This is a genomic window from Pseudomonas sp. RL_105y_Pfl2_101 (assembly GCF_963970585.1).
Classification (GTDB): Bacteria; Pseudomonadota; Gammaproteobacteria; order Pseudomonadales; family Pseudomonadaceae; genus Aquipseudomonas.
Genome location: NZ_CAXAPG010000004.1, coordinates 182,586 through 205,169 on the forward strand (window position 1 = coordinate 182,586; position 22,584 = coordinate 205,169).

Below are 22,584 nucleotides of genomic sequence, written 5' to 3' on the forward strand. Positions count from 1 at the left end.
GGTTTCCTTGGATTCAAGCTGAAACGTTCTGCGCCGCCGCCTCTTGGGCTTTGGCGATCTCCTGGTTGCGCAAGATAAAGCGCTGCAATTTGCCGCTCGGAGTTTTCGGCAAGTCGCTGACAAATTCGATTTCACGGGGATACGCATGGGCTGCCAGGCGCTTGCGCACGTGCAGGCGCAATTCTTCGGCCAACTGCGACGAGGCACGGAACTGCGCGCTGAGTACCACGAAGGCCTTCACCAACTCGGTGCGTTCCGGATCGGGCTTGCCGATCACCGCCGCTTCCACCACGGCCGGGTGTTCGATCAACGCGCTTTCCACGTCGAACGGACCGACCCGGTAGCCGGAGGTGGTGATCACGTCGTCGCTACGGCCCACGAAACTGATGCTGCCGTCCGGGTTCAGTTCCACGGTGTCGCCGCTCAAGTAGTAGTCACCGACGAAAGCCTTGGTCGGCCCGCCCTCGTAACCGGCGAACCAACACATGGGCGACTGGCTGCGGTCCAGCGCGAGAATGCCCGGCTGGCCTACGCCCAACTCGCGCTGATTTTCATCCAGCACCACAATCCGATGGCCCGGCGAGGCAAAACCGGCCGCGCCCAGGTGGACCGGATGTTCCAGCCCATGGTGGTTGCACAGCACCATGCCCAGTTCGGTCTGGCCATAATGGTCGTGGATCACCACGTTCAGGTTGTCGGCGAACCAACGGATCACCTCCGGGTTCAACGGCTCACCGGCGCTGCTGACGATGCGCAGCTTGCCCTTGATCGACCGGGCAAAGGGCTCGCCACCGGCAATCAACAGGCGATAGGCCGTGGGTGAGCCGGTCAGGTTGGTGATGCCATATTTGTTGATGACCCGGCAGGTGCTTTCCAGGGTGAACGGGCCATCGTAGAAGGTAATCGGATGCCCCATCGCCAGCGGCCCGGTCACGCCAAAATAGATGCCGTAGGCCCAGCCCGGGTCGGCGACGTTCCAGAAGGCGTCTTCAGGGCGCAGGTCTACCGCGTCACGGGTGTAGCTCTGGAACGCAACAATGGCCTTGAGCGGCACCGACAGCGCCTTGGCAGGCCCCGTGGTGCCGGAGGTGAACATCAGCAGGAACGGGTCTTCGCCGCTGAGCATCAGCGGTTCGCACTGGCTGGAGTGGTTCGCCACCTCGGCCCAGAAACTGTAGTCGCCGCGCACGATGCCCTGGCCCTTTTCGCCGCCGACCGTGACGATGGTGGGGCAAGCGGCGACTTCGTCGAGCTTGTGACGGTTGACCGCATCGGTGACGACCAAGCGCGCCCCCGAGCTGCCGAGGCGGTGCTCGATGGCCTTGGGCCCGAATGCGGTGAACAGCGGTTGATACACCGCCCCGATGCGCCAGGTGGCGAGTACCACAATCAGCAGTTCAGCGGTGCGCGGCAGCAGGCCGGCCACTTTGTCGCCCTTGCCGATGCCTTGGGCGCGCAGAAAATTGGCGAACCGCGCGGCGTTGTCCTGCAGGTCACGGTAAGTCCAGGTAGCTTCGCTGCCGTCACGACCCTCCCAGAACAAGGCGATACGCCCCGGCAACGCATGCCGGTCACAACACTCGACACAGGCATTGAGCGCCTCGAGTGAGCCATGCAGTGCGGCGTTGACAGTGTGCAGGTAATCGAACTGCGACGTGGCGGACGAATAATCGCGCATGACCAGCATCCCTCGGTGTTTTTTATTGGTTGGGGGGAACCGTGAATAGCAGGCAAATACTCGCGCCGAAGGGCGGTGGCGGCAATGGTCAAAGCTTTCAAGTTGCTTGACTGGTTTGGCCATGGTTTAGGAATGTGGTGTTCTTTCGGCCCTCATCGCGAGCAAGGGATTTGTGGTGGACTGCGATTGGGTGATCGTCCAAGCCTCTGTGGGCGCGAACGTGCTCGCCGCTACAAGGGCTGCTGCCAGGCAAACGAATACACCTTCTCCGGTGCCGGCGACTGGCAACGCTGGTTGTCCGCATCAGCCCCCACCAGGAACCACTCGGCCCTTGAGGTATTGCCTACCCGACGCGCTTTTTGCGGGTCATAACAACGGCCCAGGTCCTGAGCGGGCACCAGGGCGAAGGCCTGCGGATGGCTGCGCAGCCAAGTGACGGATTGTTCCAGGGCGTTGCCGTTATAAAAGCCGAAATGCACGATGGGTTGCTGCGCAAACAACCAGTGGCCCTCACGCCACCCCACAAGCACCAGCTCGGCATTTGAGGTCAGCCTCGCGACATCGTGCATAAGGGTTTCGTGGGGGTTGATGCCTTCCTTGTGGGGCTCGACGAAGCCGCGTACACACCAGGCACACAACCACAGTGCAGCCAATACATTGAAGAGCACCCTACCCCTCGGCCGCGCGCCAAACCAGCGGCGCAGCATCCACGGCACAAGCGGCGCCACCACTAGAATCAACGCGGGTAACGCAGGAAAGACATACAGCTTGCGCTTACCACTGCTCAGGCTAAAGAACAGCAACACCAGCAGTACCCAACCGAGCAGCACCAACACCCGAGCGTCGTGCTTGAGCAGTTGTTTACGCCAGGCCGGCACCAGCCAGGGGAGCATGAACACTATCGGCAGCCAGTACTTCGGAATCACCTGGACGAAGAAATACCAGAAGGGTTCGCGGTGTTCCCATGCGTTGGCATAACGCCCAGCGGTCTGCTTGAACAGGATTTGCTGGGCGTACGTCAGGCTGTCGGCACTGCCCTGCCAGACAATCATCAGCAAAGGCCCCAGCCATAACGCGATGGCGGCCAATGCTACGAACAGCCCCAGCCACCAGCGTCCTGCCTGGCCAGGCATGGCCACCACCCCTTTCCAACCTTTGCGCAGCGCATAGGCGTAGGGAACCAGCAGCAACACCGGCAGAAACCCCACGCCTTTGCTGATGACCCCAAATCCCATCGCCGCACAAGCCAGGTAGTACCAACGCCAGGCCGGGCCGAGCAACACATGCCGGCACAGGCCATAGATTCCCAAGATGGTCCAGAGCGCAAGAAAACCGTCGATCTGCCCGGTGCGCAGGATGCTGTAGGTCTGGTAGGTAGCGAGAAACAAGAGCACCGCGATCACCCCCACGCGCCGTCCCCACAAGCGCCGGCCCAGGTCATACAGGCACGCAGTGGTTACGCCGCCTGCCAGCAGCGCGGGCAAGTACAGAGCGACTTTGGGCAGGTGGGTCAGTTGCACGAACAACGCCACTGTCCACATGAACAGCGGCGGTTTGTCGGCGTAGATTTCACCTGCACGATGGGGAATGAACCATGAGCCGTTCTGCAGCATCTCCAGGGCAACGCCAAGGAAGCGCTCCTCATCGACGTTCATCGGTTCGCGCCAGCCCAGGCCGGCACCCACCATGATCAAGGCCAATACCACAAACGCCAGGAGCTCGAGTCGCGAGGAAGATAGTCGTATCCGCACCGTCTCAGCCCTTTTTGGCCAGTTCGGGGTTTTCCTGCTCATGATGCTTGGCGATCAACTGCAAATTGCGCAGGTAAACGATAAGCCCGAAGGACTGGCCGACAATGAACACCGGGTCCTCGCGGTAAATGGCATAGGCCAACAACAGCGCGCTACCGATGATGCTCAGGTACCAGAAACCAACGGGAATCATGCTGCGCTTCTTGTATTCGCTGTACAGCCATTGCAGGGCAAAACGCCCGGTGAATGCCAATTGACCCGCGAAGCCAACGGCCAACCACAACGATTCTCTGCCCATTTCAAGCCTCGGTTTCTTGTGCGTTGACGTCCAGGCGGGTGCGTTTGATCAGCCACCACACCCCAAACAGATCGACAATGCCCACCAGCGCCCGGTCCAAGTTGCCGTAGTTGGACACCCCGGCCCCGCGCTCACGGTGATTCACCGGCTGAACCAGCATCCGGCCGTTTTGACGGCGGATTAGTGCCGGAATAAAACGGTGCATATGATCGAAATACGGCAGCCGCAGAAACGCCTCACGCTCGATCAATTTGATGCCGCAACCGGTATCGGGGGTCTGGTCCTTGAGCAGGCTGGCGCGCAGTTTATTGGCAAATCGCGAGGCCCAACGCTTGCTCGCCGTGTCCCGGCGATTGACCCGATGCCCCGCCACCAGCTTGACGCCCGCGGGTGTGCCTTCGGAGCCACGCACCAGGTCGAGCATTTTCGGCAGGTCGGCCGGGTCGTTCTGACCGTCACCATCCAGGGTTGCCAACCAATGCCCGCGTGCCACTTCAGCGGCGTGGTAGATCGAGGTGCTCTGTCCGAGGGAACGGGTGTGGCTGAGCAACCGCAACTGACGATAGCCGCTGACTTGCAGCGTTCGTAATTCAGCGGCGGTGGCATCGGTGCTGCCATCGTCGACCACGATGACCTCAAAAGCCTCGTCGACCAGTGCCGCACGCACCTCTTCGAGCAGTGGAATGAGGTTGCCTGCTTCGTTCTTTGCCGGAATCAGGACCGACACATAAGGGGGTTCGTGCATGACGCTCCAGTAAAAAGCTGAGGACTGAGGGGTTAAGCGCGGTAATAGTCGCGGTACCAATCGACAAACGACTGCACCCCGACGGGCACCGCAACCTGCGGGCGAAACCCTACGTGGGCTTCGAGCTCGCGCGTGTCCGCCCACGTGTCGACCACGTCGCCCGGTTGCAACGGCAAGAAATGCTTTATTGCGGGGATGCCCAGTGACTCTTCAAGGCATTCGACAAACTGCAGGAGCTTCACCGGGGCGCCGAATCCGATGTTGTAGACCTTGTTGCGCACGCCCGACTCATTGGCAGGCGGCAGTGGTAATAACCGCATCAGCCCTTCGACGATGTCGTCGATATAGGTGAAGTCCCGCGACATCGCACCATCGTTGTAGAGGTCGATGGCGCGACCGTTGAGGATGGCGTCGGTGAATTTGAACGGCGCCATGTCGGGCCGTCCCCAAGGTCCATAGACAGTAAAAAAACGCAGGCCGGTGGTGGGAATACCGTAGAGATGCGAGTAAGCGTGGGCCATCAGTTCATTGGCGCGCTTGGTCGCCGCATAAAGGGACACCGGCTGATCCACCGGGTCGGTCGTGGCGTATGGCAACTGGTCGTTCAAGCCATACACCGAGCTGCTCGAGGCGAACACCAGGTGCGCCGGCCGGTGGGCACGGCACGCTTCCAACACGTTGAGAAAGCCCATCAGGTTGCTTTGCGCATACAGGTCGGGATTATCGATGGAATAGCGCACGCCGGCTTGGGCCGCCAGGTGGACGACTTGCTCGAATGGGTTTTGTGCAAACAGGTCCAGCAGCGCCTGCTTGTCGGCCACGTCCAGCCGCAGAAAGCGGAAGTTGCGGTATTCGGCCAGCAACGCCAGTCGCGCCTGCTTCAGCTCGACGCTGTAGTAGCTGTTGAGGTTGTCGATGCCGATGACCTGATGGCCCTCGCGGCACAGCCGCCTGGCCGTATGAAAACCGATAAACCCTGCGGCGCCGGTGACCAATACGCTCATACGCTGCCCAAAACGGTCACGTGCATACATTTCCCTGATGGATGGCCCGGTTTTTCCGGGGCCTGCACAGGCTTGTATCAAAGAAAAATGACGGTTTTATGAGCGTGCCAGTCAGCTAAGCGAAATCCCTGTTCGGCGCTGCCCGGCAACCGGTCAGTTGATGTCGTTGAGAATCAGGCTGCGATAATGCCCCGGGTTGGACCCGGACCATTTGCGAAACGCCTTGTAGAAGGAGCTGGCATCGGCAAAGCCCAGGCGCGAGGCGATTTCGACGAAACTGATGGAGGGCTCGGCCAGCCAAGTGATTGCCAGATCCTTGCGCACGCTGTCCTTGAGGCCTTGGTAGGTCTGGCCCTCCTCCGCCAGGCGTCGGCGCAAGGTGGACGCGGACACGCACAACTGCTGGGCCAGGGTCTCGGTTTCCGGCCACTGTTCGGCAGGCAGCTGTCGCAGGTCGTGCCGGATACGGCTGGCCAGGCTTTGCCGATTGCGGTATTTGACCAGGATGTTGGCCGGGGCCTGGGCCAGGAAGCGCTTGAGCTCATCAGCGTTGCGCCTGATCGGCAGGTCGAGGCATTCAGCTGCGAAAATCATTCGGGTGCGCGGCCGGTCAAAGCGCAGGTTCTGGGAGAACATCACCCGATAGTCGTCGCAGAAATCCGGCGCCGGGCAGCGCAGTTCGACGGAAAGAATGGGAATGCGCCGTCCGACCAGCCAGCAGGCCACGCCATGCACGATCATCCAGTAGGTGAAATAGGTAAAGGCCCGACGCGGGTGCTGATCGTCTTCCAGCAGCACGATCTCCGCCAAGCTTTGCTGGCGCACCCACTGTGCCGGCAGGTGTTCGAGCATCAGCGACAGAAACCCCAGCCCCGCCGTCAAGCCGCTCGCCAGCGTGGGCTGGGCCATGGCGCACTGGCAGAGAAACGCCAAGCTGCCGGATTTGAGCTTACGCGGGTCCATGCCAAAAAACTCGTCATCCAGGCGTCGGGCGAGCAAACGCCAAAGCCGCGCATAGGCATGGGCCGGGACCCGCGCCTGGGCGTCGTCGAGCAACGCTGGGTCTATGCCGACCTTGCTCAGGACCTCATCGGTAGCCGCTCCGGGGGCGCAGCTTTGCAGCAGCGCCTCACGTACCAACTGAATGGAGATGGTGTCTTTTTTCGACATGGCGCGGTTGTTCACAGGATCCGGTAAAGCAGCCGTTCTATCCGCACCCGGCTGACCCGTTTCAGGAACCTGGCCACCGCCTCGGGGTAATCCGCCAGGGTTTCCAGGTCCAGGTACCGTTCGATCCGGCGGGTGTGGCGGTAGATCTGTTCAAGCTCGGCCTGGCGCGGCGCCAGCAACTCGCCCTTGGGGTCGTCCAGCAGCAGCGCGTTTTCCAGGTCCAGGCGAAAGGCCCGCGGGTTGAGGTTGTTGCCGGTCAGCAAGGTGTAGCGCTCGTCGATCCACATGCCCTTGAGGTGATAGGTGTTGTCCCCGTCACGCCACAGGTGCAGGTTCAATTGGCCGCTGTCGATAGCACGCTGATGGCGTTTGGCGAAGCGCCGCAGACTGATTTCGTAGAGGTATGGCAGCGCCGCGATGATCTTGAACGGCTCGCTTGGCGGAATGTAGAAGTCGTTGGCGGTTTTGTCGCCGACGATGATGTCGATCTTGACCCCGCGGGCCAGGGCGCGATTGAGCTCCCGGGTCACCGTCAGGGGCAGGTTGAAATACGGTGTGCAAATGGTCAGTTGCTGGCGACTGCTGGCGATCAGTTCACCGATCACCCGGCTCAGCGGATTCTTCTTGCCAACGCCCAGCAACGGGCTTACCGACAGGCCGCTCTTGTCGAGGCTGCCAACGCTGGTGTCATAGGTCGCGTACTTGAGGCGACTGCGCAAGTCGCCGATGTCCTTGCGCAAACTGCGGGTGCTGGGCAGGTTCGGCAGGTCCAGGCGATGCACGGCCCTGGAGGTGACCAGGCCGTGCTGCACCAGATGGTGCATCGAATCGGCCAGTGCCGTGTTCTGCAGCAGGTGATAGCGGTCGTAGCGGTATTTGTCGAACTTGTGCAGGTAGACGTTATTCAGGCTGGCGCCGCTGTAGAGCACACAGTCGTCAATCACGAAGCCTTTCAAGTGCAGCACGCCAAACAGCTCGCGGGTTTGCACCGGCACGCCGTAGATCGGCACTTCGCTGACATGGGTGCGAGTCTGCTCCTGGTACCACGCCGAGTTGCCCGGCTGCTTCTTGGCGCCGATCAGCCCGCGTTGGGCCCGCAGCCAGTCCACCACCACGACCACATCCAGTTCCGGACGCGCGGCCTTGGCGGCATGCAGGGCATCGAGGATTTCCTGGCCGGCCTCGTCCTGTTGCAGGTACAGCGCGACGATGTAGATGCGCTGGGTGGCCTGGGCGATTTTCTCCAGCAGGCAACGGTGGAATTGGGCAGCGCCATCGAGGATGGTCACCGCGTCGGCGGTCAGTGCAAAGCTGCGCAGCTTGGGCAGCAGGGAGCGTTTGAAAAGCGACGGCATAGGGCTCGCAAAAAGGTCGATTCCGAAGAACGGATGAGCTTACACCATGGATGGGTTTGGGTCTTCCCGTCCTCAAGAAAAAAGACTTGACCAAGGAGAACGATCATTCTACTTTCATTCCATGAACGAAATTACAGGAAATGAAACACGAGATATCATCCTCGATGTCGCCGAAAAGTTGATCTATAAAAGTGGCATCGCCGCCACCGGCATGGACCTTCTGGTGAAAACCGCCGGTGTTTCCAGGAAAAGTGTCTATCGCTACTTCGCCAACAAGGACGACCTGATCGTGGCCGCCCTCAGGCGACGGGACGAACGCTGGATGCACTGGTTCAGCACTGAAGTGGACAAGGCGCCGACCCCGACTGCAAGGCTGCTCAACCTGTTCACCGTGCTCAAGGACTGGTTCGACAGCGAAGGTTTCCGCGGCTGCGCGTTCATCAATACCAGTGGCGAAACCGGCGATCCACAGGATCCGGTCCGCCAGGTGGCGAAGCTGCACAAGCAGAAGCTGCTCGATTACCTGACCCGGCTGTGCGTCGAACAAGGTGTCCAGAACCCGGACGCACTGGCCCGCCAGCTCCTGATTCTGATTGACGGCGCCATTACCGTGGCGCTGGTCATGGGCGACCACAGCGCGGCTGACCACGCCCGGGACCTGCTGAAAAAACTGCTACACGCCTGACCCGTTGAACCCTTGTGCCACCTGTCAACTCACTGGAGATCTGCCATGTCTGCCTCTTCCGAAGTTCGTCCGCCGTTGCCACCGTTCACTCGGGACTCGGCGATCGAGAAAGTTCGCCAGGCCGAAGACGGCTGGAACACTCGTGACCCACAAAAAGTATCCCTGGCCTACACGCAGGATACTCAATGGCGTAACCGCGCCGAATTCGCCCATAACCGTGAGGAAGCCAAGGCGTTCCTGACCCGCAAATGGGCCAAGGAGCTGGATTATCGGCTGATCAAGGAGCTCTGGGCCTTCACCGATAACCGCATCGCCGTGCGCTACGCCTACGAATGGCACGACGACTCGGGCAACTGGTTCCGCTCCTACGGCAACGAAAACTGGGAGTTCGACGAGCAAGGCCTGATGTACAAACGCTATGCCTGCATCAACGACATGCCGATCAAGGAAAGCGAGCGCAAGTTCCGCTGGCCGCTGGGCCGCCGGCCGGACGATCATCCGGGGTTGTCTGAGTTGGGGTTGTAACGCTCTAACAGGCCGGCGGGCGCTTGCTCGCGATGGCGGTGGCAAATCCGACAAAGGTGCAAGCTGACTCACCACTGTCGCGAGCAAGCGCCCACAGCAGCGCCAGACAAGCGGCCCCTCCAACAGGCTTGACCCACATGCCGCCAGGCATCACATTGCCTGGGCCGGCGATAAGCTCGCTGTTTCGTTGTGCAGCAGATTTTTGTGGAGCCCATGACCGCGTCGATCCCGATCCGTCCCCCCTGCCCGCCCGGCGTCTGCGATTGTGGCCGTGATGCCTTGCTGCAAGCGCCTGGTAGCGACCTGCGCATCCTTGGCCTGAATCGCCAGGAAGAAAAGCGTCTGCTTGAACGCCTGGAGAACATCCAGAGCCTCGACGAACTCCAGCGCCTGCAGCAACGCCTGTACGAAAACCTGGGGATCCGCCTGAGCGTCGAACCTGGCTACAACGAAGTGCGGACCATGCGCGGCATCGCCATTGAATTCCAGGATCAGCCCGGCCTGTGCCGCAAGATTCGCCAGTCGATTCCCGCCGCCATCCGCCGTGGTCTGGAAAAACGCCCCGAGATTGCCTGGCGGCTGCTCGATGCCCACGATCTGTTTCGCGACATCTGAACCCAGACGGCTCCTTCCCTGGAGCGGCGCATTGGCCTAGAAATCCACCGTCGCGGAAATCAGGTAGGTGCGCGGGGTCGACAGCGTCAATCCGGCCCCACTGTCATCCGACGCCCCGGCCGAACTCCAGTAGCGCTTGTCTGCCACGTTTTCGATGTTGGCCCGCAGGGTAATGTGCTTTTCGTCGACCTTGAACGCGTAGCGGGCGCCCACGTCGAAACGTTCCCAGGAATCGATTTGCTTGGTGTTGGACTGGTCCAGGTACTGCGAGCTGGAGTAGATGCCACGGCTGGTCAGGGTCAGGCCCTGTACCGTCGGCACGTCCCATTCGGCGCCGAGGTTGACGTTGTACTTCGGCGTGGCCGGTGCGCGGTTGCCGTCAAAGGCGCCGTTGGTGGTTTGGGTCAGTTCGCTGTCGATGTACATCACGCCGCCGAGCAAACGGGTTCCCTTCAGCGGTTCGCCAAACACACTCAACTCCACGCCGGTGTTTTCTCGCTTGCCGTTCGGGCCGAAGACACGTGTCGTCGCGTTGGTCGCATAGGCCGGCTGCTTGATCCGGAACAGCGCAGCGGTGACGGCGAACGGACCAGCATCATACTTGCCCCCCACCTCGACCTGCCGGCTGATGAACGGCGGGAAAATCTCATCCTCGTTCGCCGACGTCGACGGCGCGATCTTGCCCTGGCTCAGGCCTTCCATGTAGTTGGCATACAGCGACAGCTTGTCCGTGGCCTTGAACAGAATGCCGCCCGATGGCGAAACCTTTTCCTCATCGTAGGCGGTGTCGCCCTTGACGTTATTCGTCCAGTCGTCAACCTTCACCCGCTGCCAGCGGGCGCCGAGGGTCAGCAGCAAGCGATCATCGAACAGCCCCAGGGTGTCGGACAACGCCACGCCACTGAAGCGGTTCTCGGTGTAGACCTTGTTGTCCTGTCGTGTCGGGTTGTTCGGCGTCGGGGTCTGCACCGGGTCATACAGGTTGCTGCGACCGTTGGCGTAACGGGCGCCGCCATTTTCGAAGTCCATGTAGAAGTAGCTGGCGGCCAGGTTGACCTCATGGCTCACCGGGCCGGTATGGAACCAGTTGCGCACCCCGGCCGTGGCCGTCCGGACATTTTCGTCGCGGGTAAAGTCACGGGGCTGGACGGTGAAGTCACCGGCGTCGTTGGTGACCGAAACGTTGTGCCGAAGGAAGTCATGGTCGCTTTTGCGCGCGCCTACACCGCCATACAGCATGACGGAATCGTTGACGTCGAATTCAGCGTTCACGGTGCCGAAGGTGTCCTTGGTGCGCGCCTTGCTCCAGGACTGGGCGTAGTTGTCACGCACATCACCGGCGTGAGGAACCTGTGCATTGGCGCCCACCAGCACGCGTTCCTGGGGCGCGTCGGTGTTACGCTCGGTACGGCCAATGTCCGTCGAGAGCCGCAGGCGTTCACCGCGAAAATCCAGGCCCAGGACCGCCATCTCGCGGTCCACGCTCTGGTGATCCCATTCGGTGTCCCCCGCCTGCTTCACACCATTGAAGCGAATACCAAACTTGTCCTCTTCACCAAAGCGCCGCCCGACATCCACGGCACCGCCAAGCTGGTTGTTGGAGGCATAGCTGCCGGTGAACGAGGTGATGGGCTTGTCGGTGGCACGCTTGGGCACCATGTTGATCCCGCCGCCTACGCTGCCCCGCGGCGAGATACCGTTGATGAGCTGGCTCGGCCCCTTAACGATATCGATGCGCTCGGCCATCTCCATGTCGATCGTGTACGTCGGCAAAATGCCGTAGAGGCCGTTGTAGGCGACATCGCTGTTGAACAGGCTGAAACCCCGAATGGTGAACTGCTCAAAGCGTCCGCCCGCCGGGTTGGTGGCGCGGACCGAGGGGTCGCTGGCGATCAGGTCAGCCAGGGTGCGAGCCTGCTGGTTCTTGACCGCCGCGCTGGTGTAGGTGGTCACGCTGAACGGCGTTTCCATGAAGTCCCGCGTGCCCAGCAAACCTTGCGAACCACGACGAGCAACCTGGCCACCGGCATACGCCGGGCTGTCCGTCGAAGCCGTGGCGCCGACAATCGAGGTGGGTGCCAGTTGCAGGCTGCCGCCTTCTGGCGCCGGCATCAGGATGTAGGCCTGCTCACCCACAGGCTGTAACTGCAGGCCAGAACCGCGCAACAGCCGGGCAAAACCCTCCTCGACCCCAAACTCACCCGAAAGCCCGGCGCTGTTGCGACCATTCACCAGGGTCGGATCCACCGACAAGTTGACACCCGCCAGCCCGGCAAACCGGGTCAACGCCGCGCTGAGGTCGCCCGCCGGCACCTGATAGCTGCGCCGGGTGGGTTCTTCGGCCAGGCTCGATGAGATAAAGAAGGGGCTGGCGCTCAGGCTCAACATGAGGCTCAGGTTCAACAGCGGACGCCAGCCAACAAAGGCCGGACGCAAACGCAAAGGTGCAACTGCGGACATTGGAAAGCACTCTCATTTTTGTTCAGTTGCCTTGAATGACAAGCGAGACAAAAAAAGGGGACAGGCCTCAGGCCATATTTTTGCGAAGCGTCAACGTGACCCAATAGCGAGTGCGCATGTGCACGTCCAGCGGCAGGCTGGCTGCAAGCAGCGTGAGAATTCGGTCGGTGTTGTCCAGGCGGAAGCTGCCGGTGATTCGCAGGGGTTCCAGGGTTTCGTCCCAGCGCAACACGCCAGGGCGATAGCGGCGAAGTTCCCGCAGGAAATGCCCCAGCGGCTGGTCCTGCGCAACCAATACGCCGTCACGCCAACCCAGCTGCGCCACGTCGAACGCCTTCACTGGCCCCGCGCCTGATTCCTGGATATTGACCTGCTGGCCCGCTTCCAAGCTCAGCAATGGCCCCCGCAGAGGTTGCAGTTGCGCCGAGCCGCTGACCACCGACACCCGGCAATCGCCCTCGCCCAGGTGCAGGCAGACCTCGCCACGAGTGATGGTGATGAGCCCATAGGGTGATTGAACGGACAGCGGCGCGTTTCCGGCGAGCTTGAGAGCCATCTCGCCGCGTACCAGCACCAGGCGCCGCGCCTTGAGGTCCAGGTCGACGGCGCTGTCGGTGTTCAGTTGCAGCGCACTGCCATCGACCAGCGACCAGCGCCGTTGCTCGCCCGTGGCGGTGTGCAAGTCAGCGCGCCAGGCCTCCAGCGGCAGCTCTCGCCCCAGCAGCCAAGCGGTCGGGACCAATGCGGCGACGCCCAATGCGCGCTTGAGCACCGCGCGCCGAGCCAGCATTGGACGGTCAAGGGTTGCCATGCCCAAGGCCGCGGGCACCCCGGCAAAACGCTGGCGCAATCGCTGGGCCTTCTGCCAGGCCGCCTCGTGATGGGCGCTGCTGTCGCGCCAGCGTTGCAGGGCCGCCGAGTCGAATGCATCCCCGTCGAACTCCATCAGGGTCAACCAGCGAGCCGCTGCCCGCGCCGCTTCGCGGGCTTCGGGTGAAGGGGCCGAGCGCATCAGAAGTCCACCAACAGGCAATGCTCATAGGCCTGGGCCATGTAGCGTTTTACAGTGCGTTCGGACACGTGCAAGCGCTCGGCGATCTCGCGATAACCCAAGCCCTCAAGCTGACTCCAGAGAAAAACCCGCCGCACCAGGGGCGCCAGGCCATCGAGCAATTCGTCCAAGGCTTGCAAGGTTTCCAGCAGCAGCCAGCGTTGTTCTGGCGACGGCGCGCAGGCTTCAGGCAGGCTCGCCAGGGCGTCGAGATACGCTTGCTCCAGATTGCGCCGGGTGTAGAAATTGCTCAGCAGGCGTTTGCCAACGGTCAGCAGATAAGCCCGGGGTTCTTGCAGGTCAGCCAAGGTCTGGGAACTGGAAAGCACCCGCAGGAAGGTATCCTGGCGCAGGTCCGCCGCATCCCAGGCATTGCCCATGCGCCGCCGCAGCCAGCCTTCCAGCCAGCTACCGTGGTCACGGTATAACGCATGGAGGGAATGCTCCGTCGGTGTCGCTGCATCACACATGTCCAGAGCCTGCGCAAAGTCTTAAATGAGACTGATTCTAATTAATGTTCGCGCGTTAATCCAAGCTCTTTATGCAAAGTGTGTCTAAACACGGGGATGGAATTGATAGAGGCCTCTGTGGGAGCGAGCTTGTTCGCGATGGCGGTGCGTCAGAAACATGGATGCTGACGGATACTTCGCTATCGCGAGCAAGCTCCCACAGGCAGGTCTTTTGCGACCAGTGCTATCAGTGACTGGCGTGCAAGGTTTTCGCCGCCTCAGGCATGGCCGATGAGTGATGGTTGATGATCTTCCACTGGCCATCGAGGCGCTCATAGAGGAAGGTGTAGCGCGCCTGGACCTCGCGCTTGGAACCGTCGGCCTGGGTGAGCGTGAAGGTATAGACACCACTGTCCATCGCCGCATCGGGGCCCAGATGGCGGATCTCCCGGTAGTTGATTTGCCCGACTGGTTGAGCGGCCAGGAAGTGCTCGAAGTAATCCTGGATCTGCGCCGGTGTGTTGCGCACCTTGTTGGAAACAGTCGGTTGCAAAATCGCATCCGGGGCGTAGAGGCCAGTCACGGCGGTGGCGCTACCGGTTTGCAGCGCGGCGTTCCAGCGGTCGAACAGCGCCGCGATCTCGCGATCATTCACATTCTTGGGCTGCTCGGCCACCGTGCGGTACACGTAGGGCGTAGCCTCAAGCGCCTGGACAAGCGGCGCGGCCAGCAGGAATAAAGCAGCAATGGCGCAGGTTTTCATTTTCATCAAAGCGTTCCTTTGGGTTTCAATGACCCCACTTTGCCGGCCCTCCCTGCCTTCGCCATCGGCCAACCGGTGCCAATAGCCTATGCCGTTCGGCAGATAGGCCCGGTGCCGGTGACACGTTCTAATGGCGCCACCGCGAACCGGACCGGTCCTCTTCCACGCTGGAGTTCCCCATGCAAAGCCCACCCCATGACCCCGGCAGTGCCCTGGCCATCCGCAGCCAATATCGCCAGTCGCAAAGTCGTGCCGCACGCTTGGGCCTGCTGCTGGGCACCGGCCATGAACTGACGCAGTTGCCCCTGTCGGCCATGCGCCAGCGCGCGCTGCAACGGGCGTGCGCGTTCATGGCCATGGACCATGGCCTGTTGCTGGAGTGGGCGCCGGACCACCCGTTGCGCACCCTCGCCAGCCACGGCAGCGCGGAACGACTCGACCTGCTCGCCAACCTGGCCCAGCCACAAACGCCCGGCCCACAGTGGCTGGAATCGCCCGGCAGCGCCCTGCCCCAGGTCTTGCGGGTGCCGTTGCGTGCCTCCGACGGCGTAGAATTCGGGGCTTTGTTGCTGGGCAACAGCGTGACCCTCGGAGCGCCTGACAACGAAGACATCGAATCACTGCAATTGCTCGCGACGCTGTTGGCGGCACACCTGGAGAACAGCCGATTGCTCGAAGCAATCCAGGCCCGCGAGCGGACCATGTCCGAGCTGGTCCACCGCTTGTTCAGCGCCCAGGAAGACGAACGCAAGCGCGTCGCCTATGACCTGCACGACGGCCTGGCGCAGAATCTCGCCGGTTTGCATCAGCGCTTGCAGGGCTTCGCCGGTCGCTGTCCGTCGCTGCCGCTTGCACTGGCGAACGAGTTGCAAAGCATCCTCGACCTGGCCCAAGGCTGCGTCGGCGAAGGTCGGCAACTGATCGGTGGCCTGCGCCCCCACGTACTGGATGATTTCGGCCTGTACAAAGCCGTCGACAAGGAAGCCGATCGCCTGCGCGAGGCGGGTCTGACGGTGAACTGGGTCGAACACAGCACCGCGCGCCTGCCGGGCAATACCGAGACCGCCCTGTTTCGCATTGCTCAGGAAGGCATCAACAACATTCTCAAGCACGCCCAGGCCAGCCACGTGCACTTGGGGTTGACGGTGGAAGACGGCCAAGCTTGCCTGCGAGTGGAGGACGATGGCCGTGGCTTTGCCCTGGAACAACCCATAGAAACCAACGGCTGCCGCCATCTGGGGCTGGCCGCCATGCAGGAGCGCGCCAACTTGCTGGACGGCCACTTGAGCTGTTGCAGCCAGCCCGGCGACGGCACCCGACTACTGGCCAGCGTGCCGCTACTGGCCCACGGAGAACACCCATGAAGCCACCTTTGCGCCTGCTGCTGGCCGATGACCACGAAGTCACCCGTACCGGGTTTATCAGCATGCTCGCTGGCAACCCGGGATTCGAGGTCGTCGGCCAGGCCCGCGACGGCCAGGAAGCCCTCGACCTGTGTGAGCGGCTACAACCGGACATCGCGATTCTCGACATCCGCATGCCCGTCCTCAACGGTTTGGGCGCGGCGCGGATCCTGCAGCAGCGCCAGCCCGGAATCAAAGTCGTGATCTTCACCATGGATGACAGCCCCGACCACCTCGAAGCCGCCATCGGTGCGGGCGCGGTCGGCTATCTGCTCAAGGACGCCAGCCGCGATGAAATGCTCGACGCCCTCAAACGGGTCGCCCAGGGCGAAGAGGCGCTGAACAGTTCGGTCAGTGCGCGCCTGCTGCGCCGCATGGCCGAGCGCGGAGCGAATGGCGCTCCCCAGGTCCAGGCCCTGACCGCCCGAGAGCGCCAGGTGCTGGGGCTGGTGGCGGGCGGTTTCAGCAACCGTGAAATCGGCGAAAAACTGGGCATCGCGCCCGGCACGGCCAAGGCCCACGTGGAGCGTGTCATCGGCAAACTGGGGGCCGCCGACCGGACCCAGGCCGCCGTGCGCGGCATTGCCCTGGGCCTGGTGGCGCAACCCGTCGGGCAATGGCCATGAGGTTTCTCGCCGCCCGCCGCTGGGCCGACTTGCCATTGCGTGGCAAGGCTCTGGTGGTGATCTCCCTGCCCCTGGTGGTCCTCCTACTGTCGCTGGTGCTGATCTATATCACCGAACGCCAGACCGCGCGGGCCGAAGAGGATGTGCGCCGGGTGCTGCTGGTCCAGGGTGATATTCAGACAGTTCATACCCTGTTGGCCGAGGCGGCGGCCAGCGTGCGCGGTTACCTGCTGACCCGTCGCGAAGATTTCCTGCCCAGCTACGAACAGGCCACGCCGCTGATCCAGGCCGCGTTGCGGCGCCTGGACCACAACATTCGCGACACCAGGATGCGCGAGCACCTCAAGACCATCACCCCGCTGATCGCCGACAAACTCGACGGCTTGCTCGCGCTGCGCAACGGCAAGGGCGACGACCCCGAGGCCATCACCGCGATCCTGATCGAGAACAAACAGGTGCTGGACGTACTGCGCGAGCAGATCAGCGCCATGCGTATACGCGAAGATGCTCTGCTCGCCGACCGTAGCGCCGCCGCCTCAGCCACGCGCATGCGCCTGTTGTTCGCCACCTTGCTGGCGGCGGTGTGCGGGCTGCTGGGCGCCATTGTCGCGGTGCTGTTCCTGTCGAAGGGCATCGTCGCCCGGGTCCAGCAGGTGCAAGGCAACGCCCAGCGCCTGGCATTGGGTCAACCCTTGCTGCCGCAACCGCCGGAGCAGGACGAAATTGGCCAGCTCGGCACACGCCTGGTGGAGGCCGGACAGTTGCTCGCCGAACGCGAGCGGGCCCTGCGCGATAACGAGGAGCGCCTGCGGCTGATCATTGATGGCGTGAAGGACTACGGGATCTTCGCGCTAGATGCCCGAGGCTACGTCACCACCTGGAACGCCGGCGCGGAACGGATCAAGGGCTACACCGAGCAGGAAATCCTCGGCCACCATTTTTCCCTGTTCTACCTGGCCGAGGAGTGCCCGGCGCACCCGGACATGGCCCTGCGCGAAGCCACCCGCGACGGTCATTACATGGAGGAAGGCTGGCGTTGCCGAAAGGACGGCAGCCGTTTCTGGGCCAGCGTGGTGATCACTGCGCAATACGATGGCACCGGTGCGCTGCGCGGCTTTTCCAAGATCACCCGCGACATCACCGACCGCCGCGCTGCCGAGATCGCCCTGCGCACTGCCCGCGAAGAAGCCGAAAGTGCCAGCCGGGCCAAGAGCGAGTTTCTTTCGCGCATGAGCCACGAACTGCGCACCCCATTGAACGCGATCCTCGGTTTCGCTCAATTGCTGGACATGGACTCCACCGCCGGCCAACGCCCCCAGGTCAGCCATATCCTGCGGGCCGGCCAGCACTTGCTGGCATTGATCAACGAGGTGCTGGACATTGCCCGGATCGAGGCCGGGCGCCTGCCGCTGAACATCGAACCGATCGCCCTGTCGACGGTGCTGCACGAAGCCCTGACCTTGGTTTCACCGATGGCCGCCGACGCCGGGATCCACTTGGCCGAACTGCCTGCGCTGCCCGACGACAGTGGCGTGCTCGCGGACCGCCAGCGCCTGGTTCAGGTGCTGCTCAACCTGCTGTCCAACGCCATCAAGTACAACCGCCCCGGCGGTGAGGTGCGCATCGAAGTCAGCATCCAGGCCCATCAGGTGAGCATCGCCGTCAACGACACCGGCCATGGCATCGCCCCGGAACAGCTGGACCAACTGTTCAAGCCCTTCGAACGCCTGGGTGCCGATCCCCAGGTCGAAGGCACCGGCCTGGGGTTGTCCTTGAGCAAGAGCCTGCTGGAAATGATGCAAGGTAACCTGCAGGTCCACAGTGAGCCGGGACACGGCTGCTGTTTCACCCTGCAGCTGCCTGGCACCCAGGTGGTGGGGGCTCATTTGCCGCCCATCGCCGCCCTGGCGGTGACACGTTCGCCTGTGGAGTATCACGGCAAAGTCCTGTGCATCGAAGACAACCTGTCGAGCCTGGCGCTGATCGAAACCCTGATGCAACGCCGTCCTGGCATCCAGTTGTTGTCGAGCATGCAAGGCCAGATGGGCCTGGACCTCGCTCGCCAGCACACCCCGCAACTGATCCTGCTGGACGTCAGCCTGCCGGACCTCGAAGGCCTGGAGGTCTTGCGGCGTCTGCGTCAGTCCCCGACCACCGCGACCACGCCTGTGCTGATGATCACCGCCGACGCCAGCGACCTGACCCACCGCGCCCTGCACAACGCCGGTGCCACGGCGATCCTGACCAAACCTATTCATATCCAGGCCTTCCTGGGCCACCTCGAGCACTATCTACCGGAGCCCGCATGAATCGCGACTTGCGCATTCTGATCGTCGACGATCAGCGCCCCAACCTGGACCTGATGGAACAACTGCTGGCCCGCGAAGGGTTGCACAACGTGCTGAGCAGCACCGAACCGTTGCGCACGCTCGATCTGTTCAACAGCTTCGAACCGGATTTGGTTATCCTCGATCTGCACATGCCGGCGTTCGACGGCTTTGCCGTGCTGGAGCAACTCAACCGGCGCATTCCGGCCAACGATTACCTGCCGATCCTGGTACTGACCGCCGACGCGACCCGTGACACCCGCCTGCGGGCCCTGGCCCTCGGCGCCCGGGATTTCATCAGCAAACCCCTGGACGCCCTGGAGACCATGCTGCGCATCTGGAACCTGCTGGAAACCCGGGCGCTCTATAAAGCGTTGCGCGAGTTGATTCCGTCCCAGCAGATCGAACTGTTGCGCCAGCACCGCCCCGCCGTCGGCCCCGCTTGACCCGGGGGCGTGGCGCCGAGTCATGACCGCAAGTAAGGACAACACGCTGTCGGTAGGCCCTGTAGGAGCTGCCGAGGGCAACGAGGCTGCGATCTTTTGATCTTTTGATCTTTCGCTTGAGACTCAAGTGTATTGGGAAAGATCGCAGCCTCGTTGCACTCGACAGCTCCTATGCAGCTCCTGCGCAGTGCTCGGTGGTAGCAAGCGCCCTCGCCATGCTGCATAAGTACAGCCAGTGTGCTTGTCAGTCTTCGCCAATCTCCACCACGTCGCCATTGAGTCGCACTGGCCATACCCGCAGGCGCTGTTCCGGGTATTCCAGGCAGTGGCCGTCTTCCAGGCGGAAATGCTGCTTGTACATCGGCGAGGCAATCACCAGGTCACCCTTGATGCTGCCCAACAAACCTCGGCCGATGACGTTCGCTCCAGACTTGGGGTCGCGGTTGTCGATGGCGTACAGCGGCTTGTCCTGATGCTCGGGCAGGTACAGCAATGCCACTTGGCTGCCGTTGTGCCAGGCGACCACGCCAGAGTTGGCCACCAGGTCGTCTCGGCGGCACAGGGCGCGCCATTGCAGCGGTTGTTGGAGATCGCGAACAGGAATACGAACGACGTTTGACTGGCTCATCAGAGCACCTCCTCGGTAACGGGAATCAGGTGGAGTTCATGGGCGTGAACCGGCCGGCGCTGGCCGCGCTCCCTGACGAAATGAACGTCCGGATCGCCGCGCCCGTCGTTGACGAAGGTGCGGAAACGCTTGAGTTTGTCCGGGTCCTTGAGGGCATTGGCCCATTCGCATTCGTAGCGATCGACCACTCGTTGCATCTGCGCTTCGAGCTCGGCGCCCAGGCCCAGGCTGTCGTTGATGATCACGTCCTTGAGGTAGTCCAGGCCGCCTTCCAGGCTTTCGCGCCAGACCGAAGTCCGTTGCAGCTTGTCGGCGGTACGGATATAGAACATCAGGAAGCGGTCGATGTAGCGGATCAGCGTGGCGTCATCCAGGTCGGTGGCGAACAGCTCGGCGTGCCGCGGGCGCATGCCGCCGTTGCCGGCCACGTAGAGGTTCCAGCCCTTCTCGGTGGCGATCACGCCGACGTCCTTGCTCTGGGCCTCGGCGCACTCGCGGGTGCAACCGGAGACCGCGAACTTGAGCTTGTGCGGCGAGCGCAGGCCTTTGTAGCGATCCTCGAGGTTCAACGCCATCTGCACGCTGTCCTGCACGCCGTAGCGGCACCAGGTGCTGCCCACGCAAGATTTCACCGTGCGTGTGGATTTGCCGTAGGCATGCCCGGTTTCGAATCCGGCTTCGATCAGCTCGGCCCAGATGTCCGGCAACTGGTGCAACTGGGCGCCGAACAGGTCGATGCGCTGGCCGCCGGTGATCTTGGTGTAGAGGTCGTATTTCTTCGCGACCACGCCGATGGCGATCAGTTTGTCGGCAGTGATTTCCCCACCGGCGATGCGTGGCACCACCGAGTAGGTGCCGTTTTTCTGCATGTTCGCCATGAAGGTGTCGTTGGTGTCCTGCAACGGCACCAGGGACGGGTCCATGATCGGCTGGTTCCAGCATGACGCCAGGATCGAACCCACCGCCGGCTTGCACAGGTCGCAACCGGTGTGGCCACGACCGTGCTTGGCCAGCAGTTCGTCGAAACTGATAATCCCTTCCACCCGTACCAGTGCGTACAGCTCCTGACGGGTGTAGGCGAAATGTTCGCACAGGCTCTTGTCGACGCTGACGCCGCGGGCAGTCAACTCATGCTCGAACACTTGCTTGACCAGGGCGGCGCAACCACCACACCCGGTACCGGCCTTGGTGTCGCACTTGAGCTGGCCCAGATCGGTGCAGCCACCGTCGATGGCCGAGCAGATCGAGCCCTTGGTGACGTTGTGGCACGAGCAGAGGGTGGCGGTTTCGGGCAACGCCGCAGGGCCCAGGGTTGGGGCGCCTTCGGACGATGGCAGGATGAGGCTGGCAGCGTCCTTGGGCAAGGCGATGCCGTTCTGCTTGTATTGCAGCAAGGTGTCGTAGTAGCTGTTGTCGCCCACCAGAACGGCACCGATTACACGCTTGCCGTCGGCATCGACCACCAGTCGCCGGTAGCTGGCGCTGGTTTCGTCGATGAATTGGAAGCTGCGCGAACCTGGAGTATTGCCATGGGCATCGCCGATGGAGCCGACGTCCACACCGAGCAACTTGAGCTTGGTGGACATGTCGGCGCCAGTGAAGGCCTCCGAGCTTTCGCCGCACAGCCGGGCCGCGACGTTGCGGGCCATCTGGTAGCCCGGGGCGACCAGGCCAAAAATGCTGCCGTTCCAGGCCGCACATTCACCGATGGCGTAGATGTCCGGATCGCTGCTCTGGCAATGGTCGTCAATCACCACGCCACCACGCGGGCCGATCTGCAGGTCGCTCTGGCGAGCCAAGGCATCCTGGGCACGGATGCCGGCGGAAAACACGATGAGGTCGGTTTCCAGAAAGTCGTCGTCGCCGAAGTTCATCCGATAACGGTACTGCTCACCCGCGCTGATGGACTGGGTGCCCTTGGACAGGTGCACGCCGACGCCCAGCTTCTCGATACGTGCCTTGAGGGCCAAGCCGCCCTGGGTGTCCAATTGCACCGGCATCAGCCGGGGGGCGAATTCCACCACGTGGGCCTCCAGGCCCAGGGTCTTGAGCGCGTTGGCCGCTTCCAGGCCCAGCAGGCCGCCACCGACCACCACGCCACGACGGGCATTGCCGGCGGCGGCCCGGATCGCATCCAAGTCCTCCAAGGTGCGATAGACCAGGCACGAATCGCCTTCGGCGCCTTCAATCGATGGCACGAACGGGTAGGAACCGGTGGCGAGCACCAGTTTGTCGTAGTGAAGGTGATCATGTGCGATCAGCACCTGATGTGCGTCACGGTCGATTTCCAGCACCGGTACGCCCAGGTGCAACGTGACGCCGGGGGTCTGGTACAACGAGGCTTCGCCAAGGGCCAGGGACTCGGCATCGCGCCCGGAGAAATACTCGGACAGGTGCACACGGTCGTAGGCACGCATCGGCTCTTCGCTGAACACATGAACACGGTAATGATTGAGGGCACCGCGTTCGATCAGTTGCTCGACGCAGTGGTGGCCAACCATGCCATTGCCGATCACGATCAGCGTTTGCAGCTTGTTCAGAGAAGCAACGTTGGAATTCATAAAAAGCACCTGACAAAAGCCCATTACGATTTTGAAAGCAAAAA

20 protein-coding genes are annotated in these 22,584 nt (G+C 62.3%); 7 read left to right on the forward strand and 13 right to left on the reverse strand.

Going from position 1 to position 22,584, the window contains the following annotated elements:
- Positions 1-13: 13 nt before the first annotated feature.
- The 7 genes from AACY31_RS07205 to pssA all read right to left on the reverse strand — a co-directional run bounded on the left by AACY31_RS07205 (position 14) and on the right by pssA (position 8,001).
- Positions 14-1,678, reverse strand: coding sequence for an AMP-binding protein (locus tag AACY31_RS07205; RefSeq protein WP_339479411.1), 1,665 nt, complete (start codon positions 1,676-1,678; stop codon positions 14-16).
- A gap of 230 nt (positions 1,679-1,908) precedes the next feature.
- Positions 1,909-3,366: an ArnT family glycosyltransferase gene (locus tag AACY31_RS07210; RefSeq protein WP_339504286.1), complete on the reverse strand. Its 1,458-nt coding sequence runs from the start codon at positions 3,364-3,366 to the stop codon at positions 1,909-1,911.
- Between the two features lie 67 nt (positions 3,367-3,433).
- The gene (locus tag AACY31_RS07215) at positions 3,434-3,727 is read right to left on the reverse strand and encodes a lipid-A-disaccharide synthase N-terminal domain-containing protein (protein WP_339479412.1); all 294 of its coding nucleotides are present in this window, start codon (positions 3,725-3,727) and stop codon (positions 3,434-3,436) included.
- A gap of 1 nt (position 3,728) precedes the next feature.
- Entirely contained in the window at positions 3,729-4,472 is a 744-nt protein-coding gene (locus tag AACY31_RS07220) for a glycosyltransferase family 2 protein (RefSeq protein ID WP_339479413.1), read from the reverse strand.
- A gap of 32 nt (positions 4,473-4,504) precedes the next feature.
- Positions 4,505-5,476 (reverse strand): NAD-dependent epimerase, encoded by a 972-nt coding sequence (locus AACY31_RS07225; RefSeq protein ID WP_339479414.1) that lies wholly within the window; start codon positions 5,474-5,476, stop codon positions 4,505-4,507.
- A 153-nt stretch (positions 5,477-5,629) separates the two neighbouring features.
- Positions 5,630-6,646, reverse strand: a complete 1,017-nt coding sequence (locus AACY31_RS07230) for an AraC family transcriptional regulator (RefSeq protein WP_339504233.1) — start codon at positions 6,644-6,646, stop codon at positions 5,630-5,632.
- A gap of 11 nt (positions 6,647-6,657) precedes the next feature.
- On the reverse strand, positions 6,658-8,001 hold the full coding sequence (gene pssA / locus AACY31_RS07235; RefSeq protein WP_339504235.1) for a CDP-diacylglycerol--serine O-phosphatidyltransferase: 1,344 nt from the start codon (positions 7,999-8,001) through the stop codon (positions 6,658-6,660).
- Positions 8,002-8,122: 121 nt separating this feature from the next.
- Here pssA and AACY31_RS07240 point away from each other — a divergent pair, with 121 nt between their 5' ends.
- The 3 genes from AACY31_RS07240 to AACY31_RS07250 all read left to right on the forward strand — a co-directional run bounded on the left by AACY31_RS07240 (position 8,123) and on the right by AACY31_RS07250 (position 9,826).
- Entirely contained in the window at positions 8,123-8,686 is a 564-nt protein-coding gene (locus AACY31_RS07240) for a TetR/AcrR family transcriptional regulator (RefSeq protein WP_339479417.1), read from the forward strand.
- Positions 8,687-8,731: 45 nt separating this feature from the next.
- The gene (locus AACY31_RS07245; protein WP_339479418.1) at positions 8,732-9,211 is read left to right on the forward strand and encodes a nuclear transport factor 2 family protein; all 480 of its coding nucleotides are present in this window, start codon (positions 8,732-8,734) and stop codon (positions 9,209-9,211) included.
- A gap of 213 nt (positions 9,212-9,424) precedes the next feature.
- Positions 9,425-9,826, forward strand: coding sequence for a hypothetical protein (locus AACY31_RS07250; protein ID WP_339479419.1), 402 nt, complete (start codon positions 9,425-9,427; stop codon positions 9,824-9,826).
- 36 nt (positions 9,827-9,862) lie between these two features.
- Here the strand turns inward: AACY31_RS07250 and AACY31_RS07255 are convergent, their stop codons facing one another.
- The 4 genes from AACY31_RS07255 to AACY31_RS07270 form a co-directional block, all read right to left on the reverse strand.
- A complete protein-coding gene (locus AACY31_RS07255; protein WP_339504237.1) occupies positions 9,863-12,286 on the reverse strand; it encodes a TonB-dependent receptor in 2,424 nt (807 codons plus the stop codon).
- Positions 12,287-12,353: 67 nt separating this feature from the next.
- Positions 12,354-13,298: a FecR domain-containing protein gene (locus tag AACY31_RS07260; protein ID WP_339491854.1), complete on the reverse strand. Its 945-nt coding sequence runs from the start codon at positions 13,296-13,298 to the stop codon at positions 12,354-12,356.
- Positions 13,298-13,807 (reverse strand): sigma-70 family RNA polymerase sigma factor, encoded by a 510-nt coding sequence (locus AACY31_RS07265; RefSeq protein ID WP_339479422.1) that lies wholly within the window; start codon positions 13,805-13,807, stop codon positions 13,298-13,300. Before AACY31_RS07265 ends, AACY31_RS07260 begins: the two co-directional genes overlap by 1 nt.
- Positions 13,808-14,033: 226 nt before the next feature.
- Positions 14,034-14,555: an SgcJ/EcaC family oxidoreductase gene (locus tag AACY31_RS07270; RefSeq protein WP_339491856.1), complete on the reverse strand. Its 522-nt coding sequence runs from the start codon at positions 14,553-14,555 to the stop codon at positions 14,034-14,036.
- Between the two features lie 173 nt (positions 14,556-14,728).
- Here AACY31_RS07270 and AACY31_RS07275 point away from each other — a divergent pair, with 173 nt between their 5' ends.
- The 4 genes from AACY31_RS07275 to AACY31_RS07290 are packed head-to-tail and all read left to right on the forward strand — an operon-like array spanning position 14,729 to position 19,351.
- Positions 14,729-15,913 (forward strand): sensor histidine kinase, encoded by a 1,185-nt coding sequence (locus AACY31_RS07275; protein ID WP_339504239.1) that lies wholly within the window; start codon positions 14,729-14,731, stop codon positions 15,911-15,913.
- On the forward strand, positions 15,910-16,578 hold the full coding sequence (locus AACY31_RS07280; protein ID WP_339479425.1) for a response regulator transcription factor: 669 nt from the start codon (positions 15,910-15,912) through the stop codon (positions 16,576-16,578). Before AACY31_RS07275 ends, AACY31_RS07280 begins: the two co-directional genes overlap by 4 nt.
- A complete protein-coding gene (locus tag AACY31_RS07285) occupies positions 16,575-18,887 on the forward strand; it encodes an ATP-binding protein (protein WP_339504241.1) in 2,313 nt (770 codons plus the stop codon). The genes AACY31_RS07280 and AACY31_RS07285 overlap by 4 nt, the downstream gene beginning before the upstream one ends.
- Positions 18,884-19,351: a response regulator gene (locus AACY31_RS07290; RefSeq protein ID WP_339479428.1), complete on the forward strand. Its 468-nt coding sequence runs from the start codon at positions 18,884-18,886 to the stop codon at positions 19,349-19,351. Before AACY31_RS07285 ends, AACY31_RS07290 begins: the two co-directional genes overlap by 4 nt.
- Before the next feature lie 244 nt (positions 19,352-19,595).
- Here AACY31_RS07290 and nirD read toward each other — a convergent pair whose 3' ends face one another.
- Together nirD and nirB are read right to left on the reverse strand one after the other, a co-directional pair.
- On the reverse strand, positions 19,596-19,979 hold the full coding sequence (gene nirD / locus AACY31_RS07295) for a nitrite reductase small subunit NirD (RefSeq protein ID WP_339479430.1): 384 nt from the start codon (positions 19,977-19,979) through the stop codon (positions 19,596-19,598).
- Positions 19,979-22,540, reverse strand: a complete 2,562-nt coding sequence (gene nirB, locus AACY31_RS07300) for a nitrite reductase large subunit NirB (RefSeq protein ID WP_339479431.1) — start codon at positions 22,538-22,540, stop codon at positions 19,979-19,981. Before nirB ends, nirD begins: the two co-directional genes overlap by 1 nt.
- Positions 22,541-22,584: the final 44 nt, after the last annotated feature.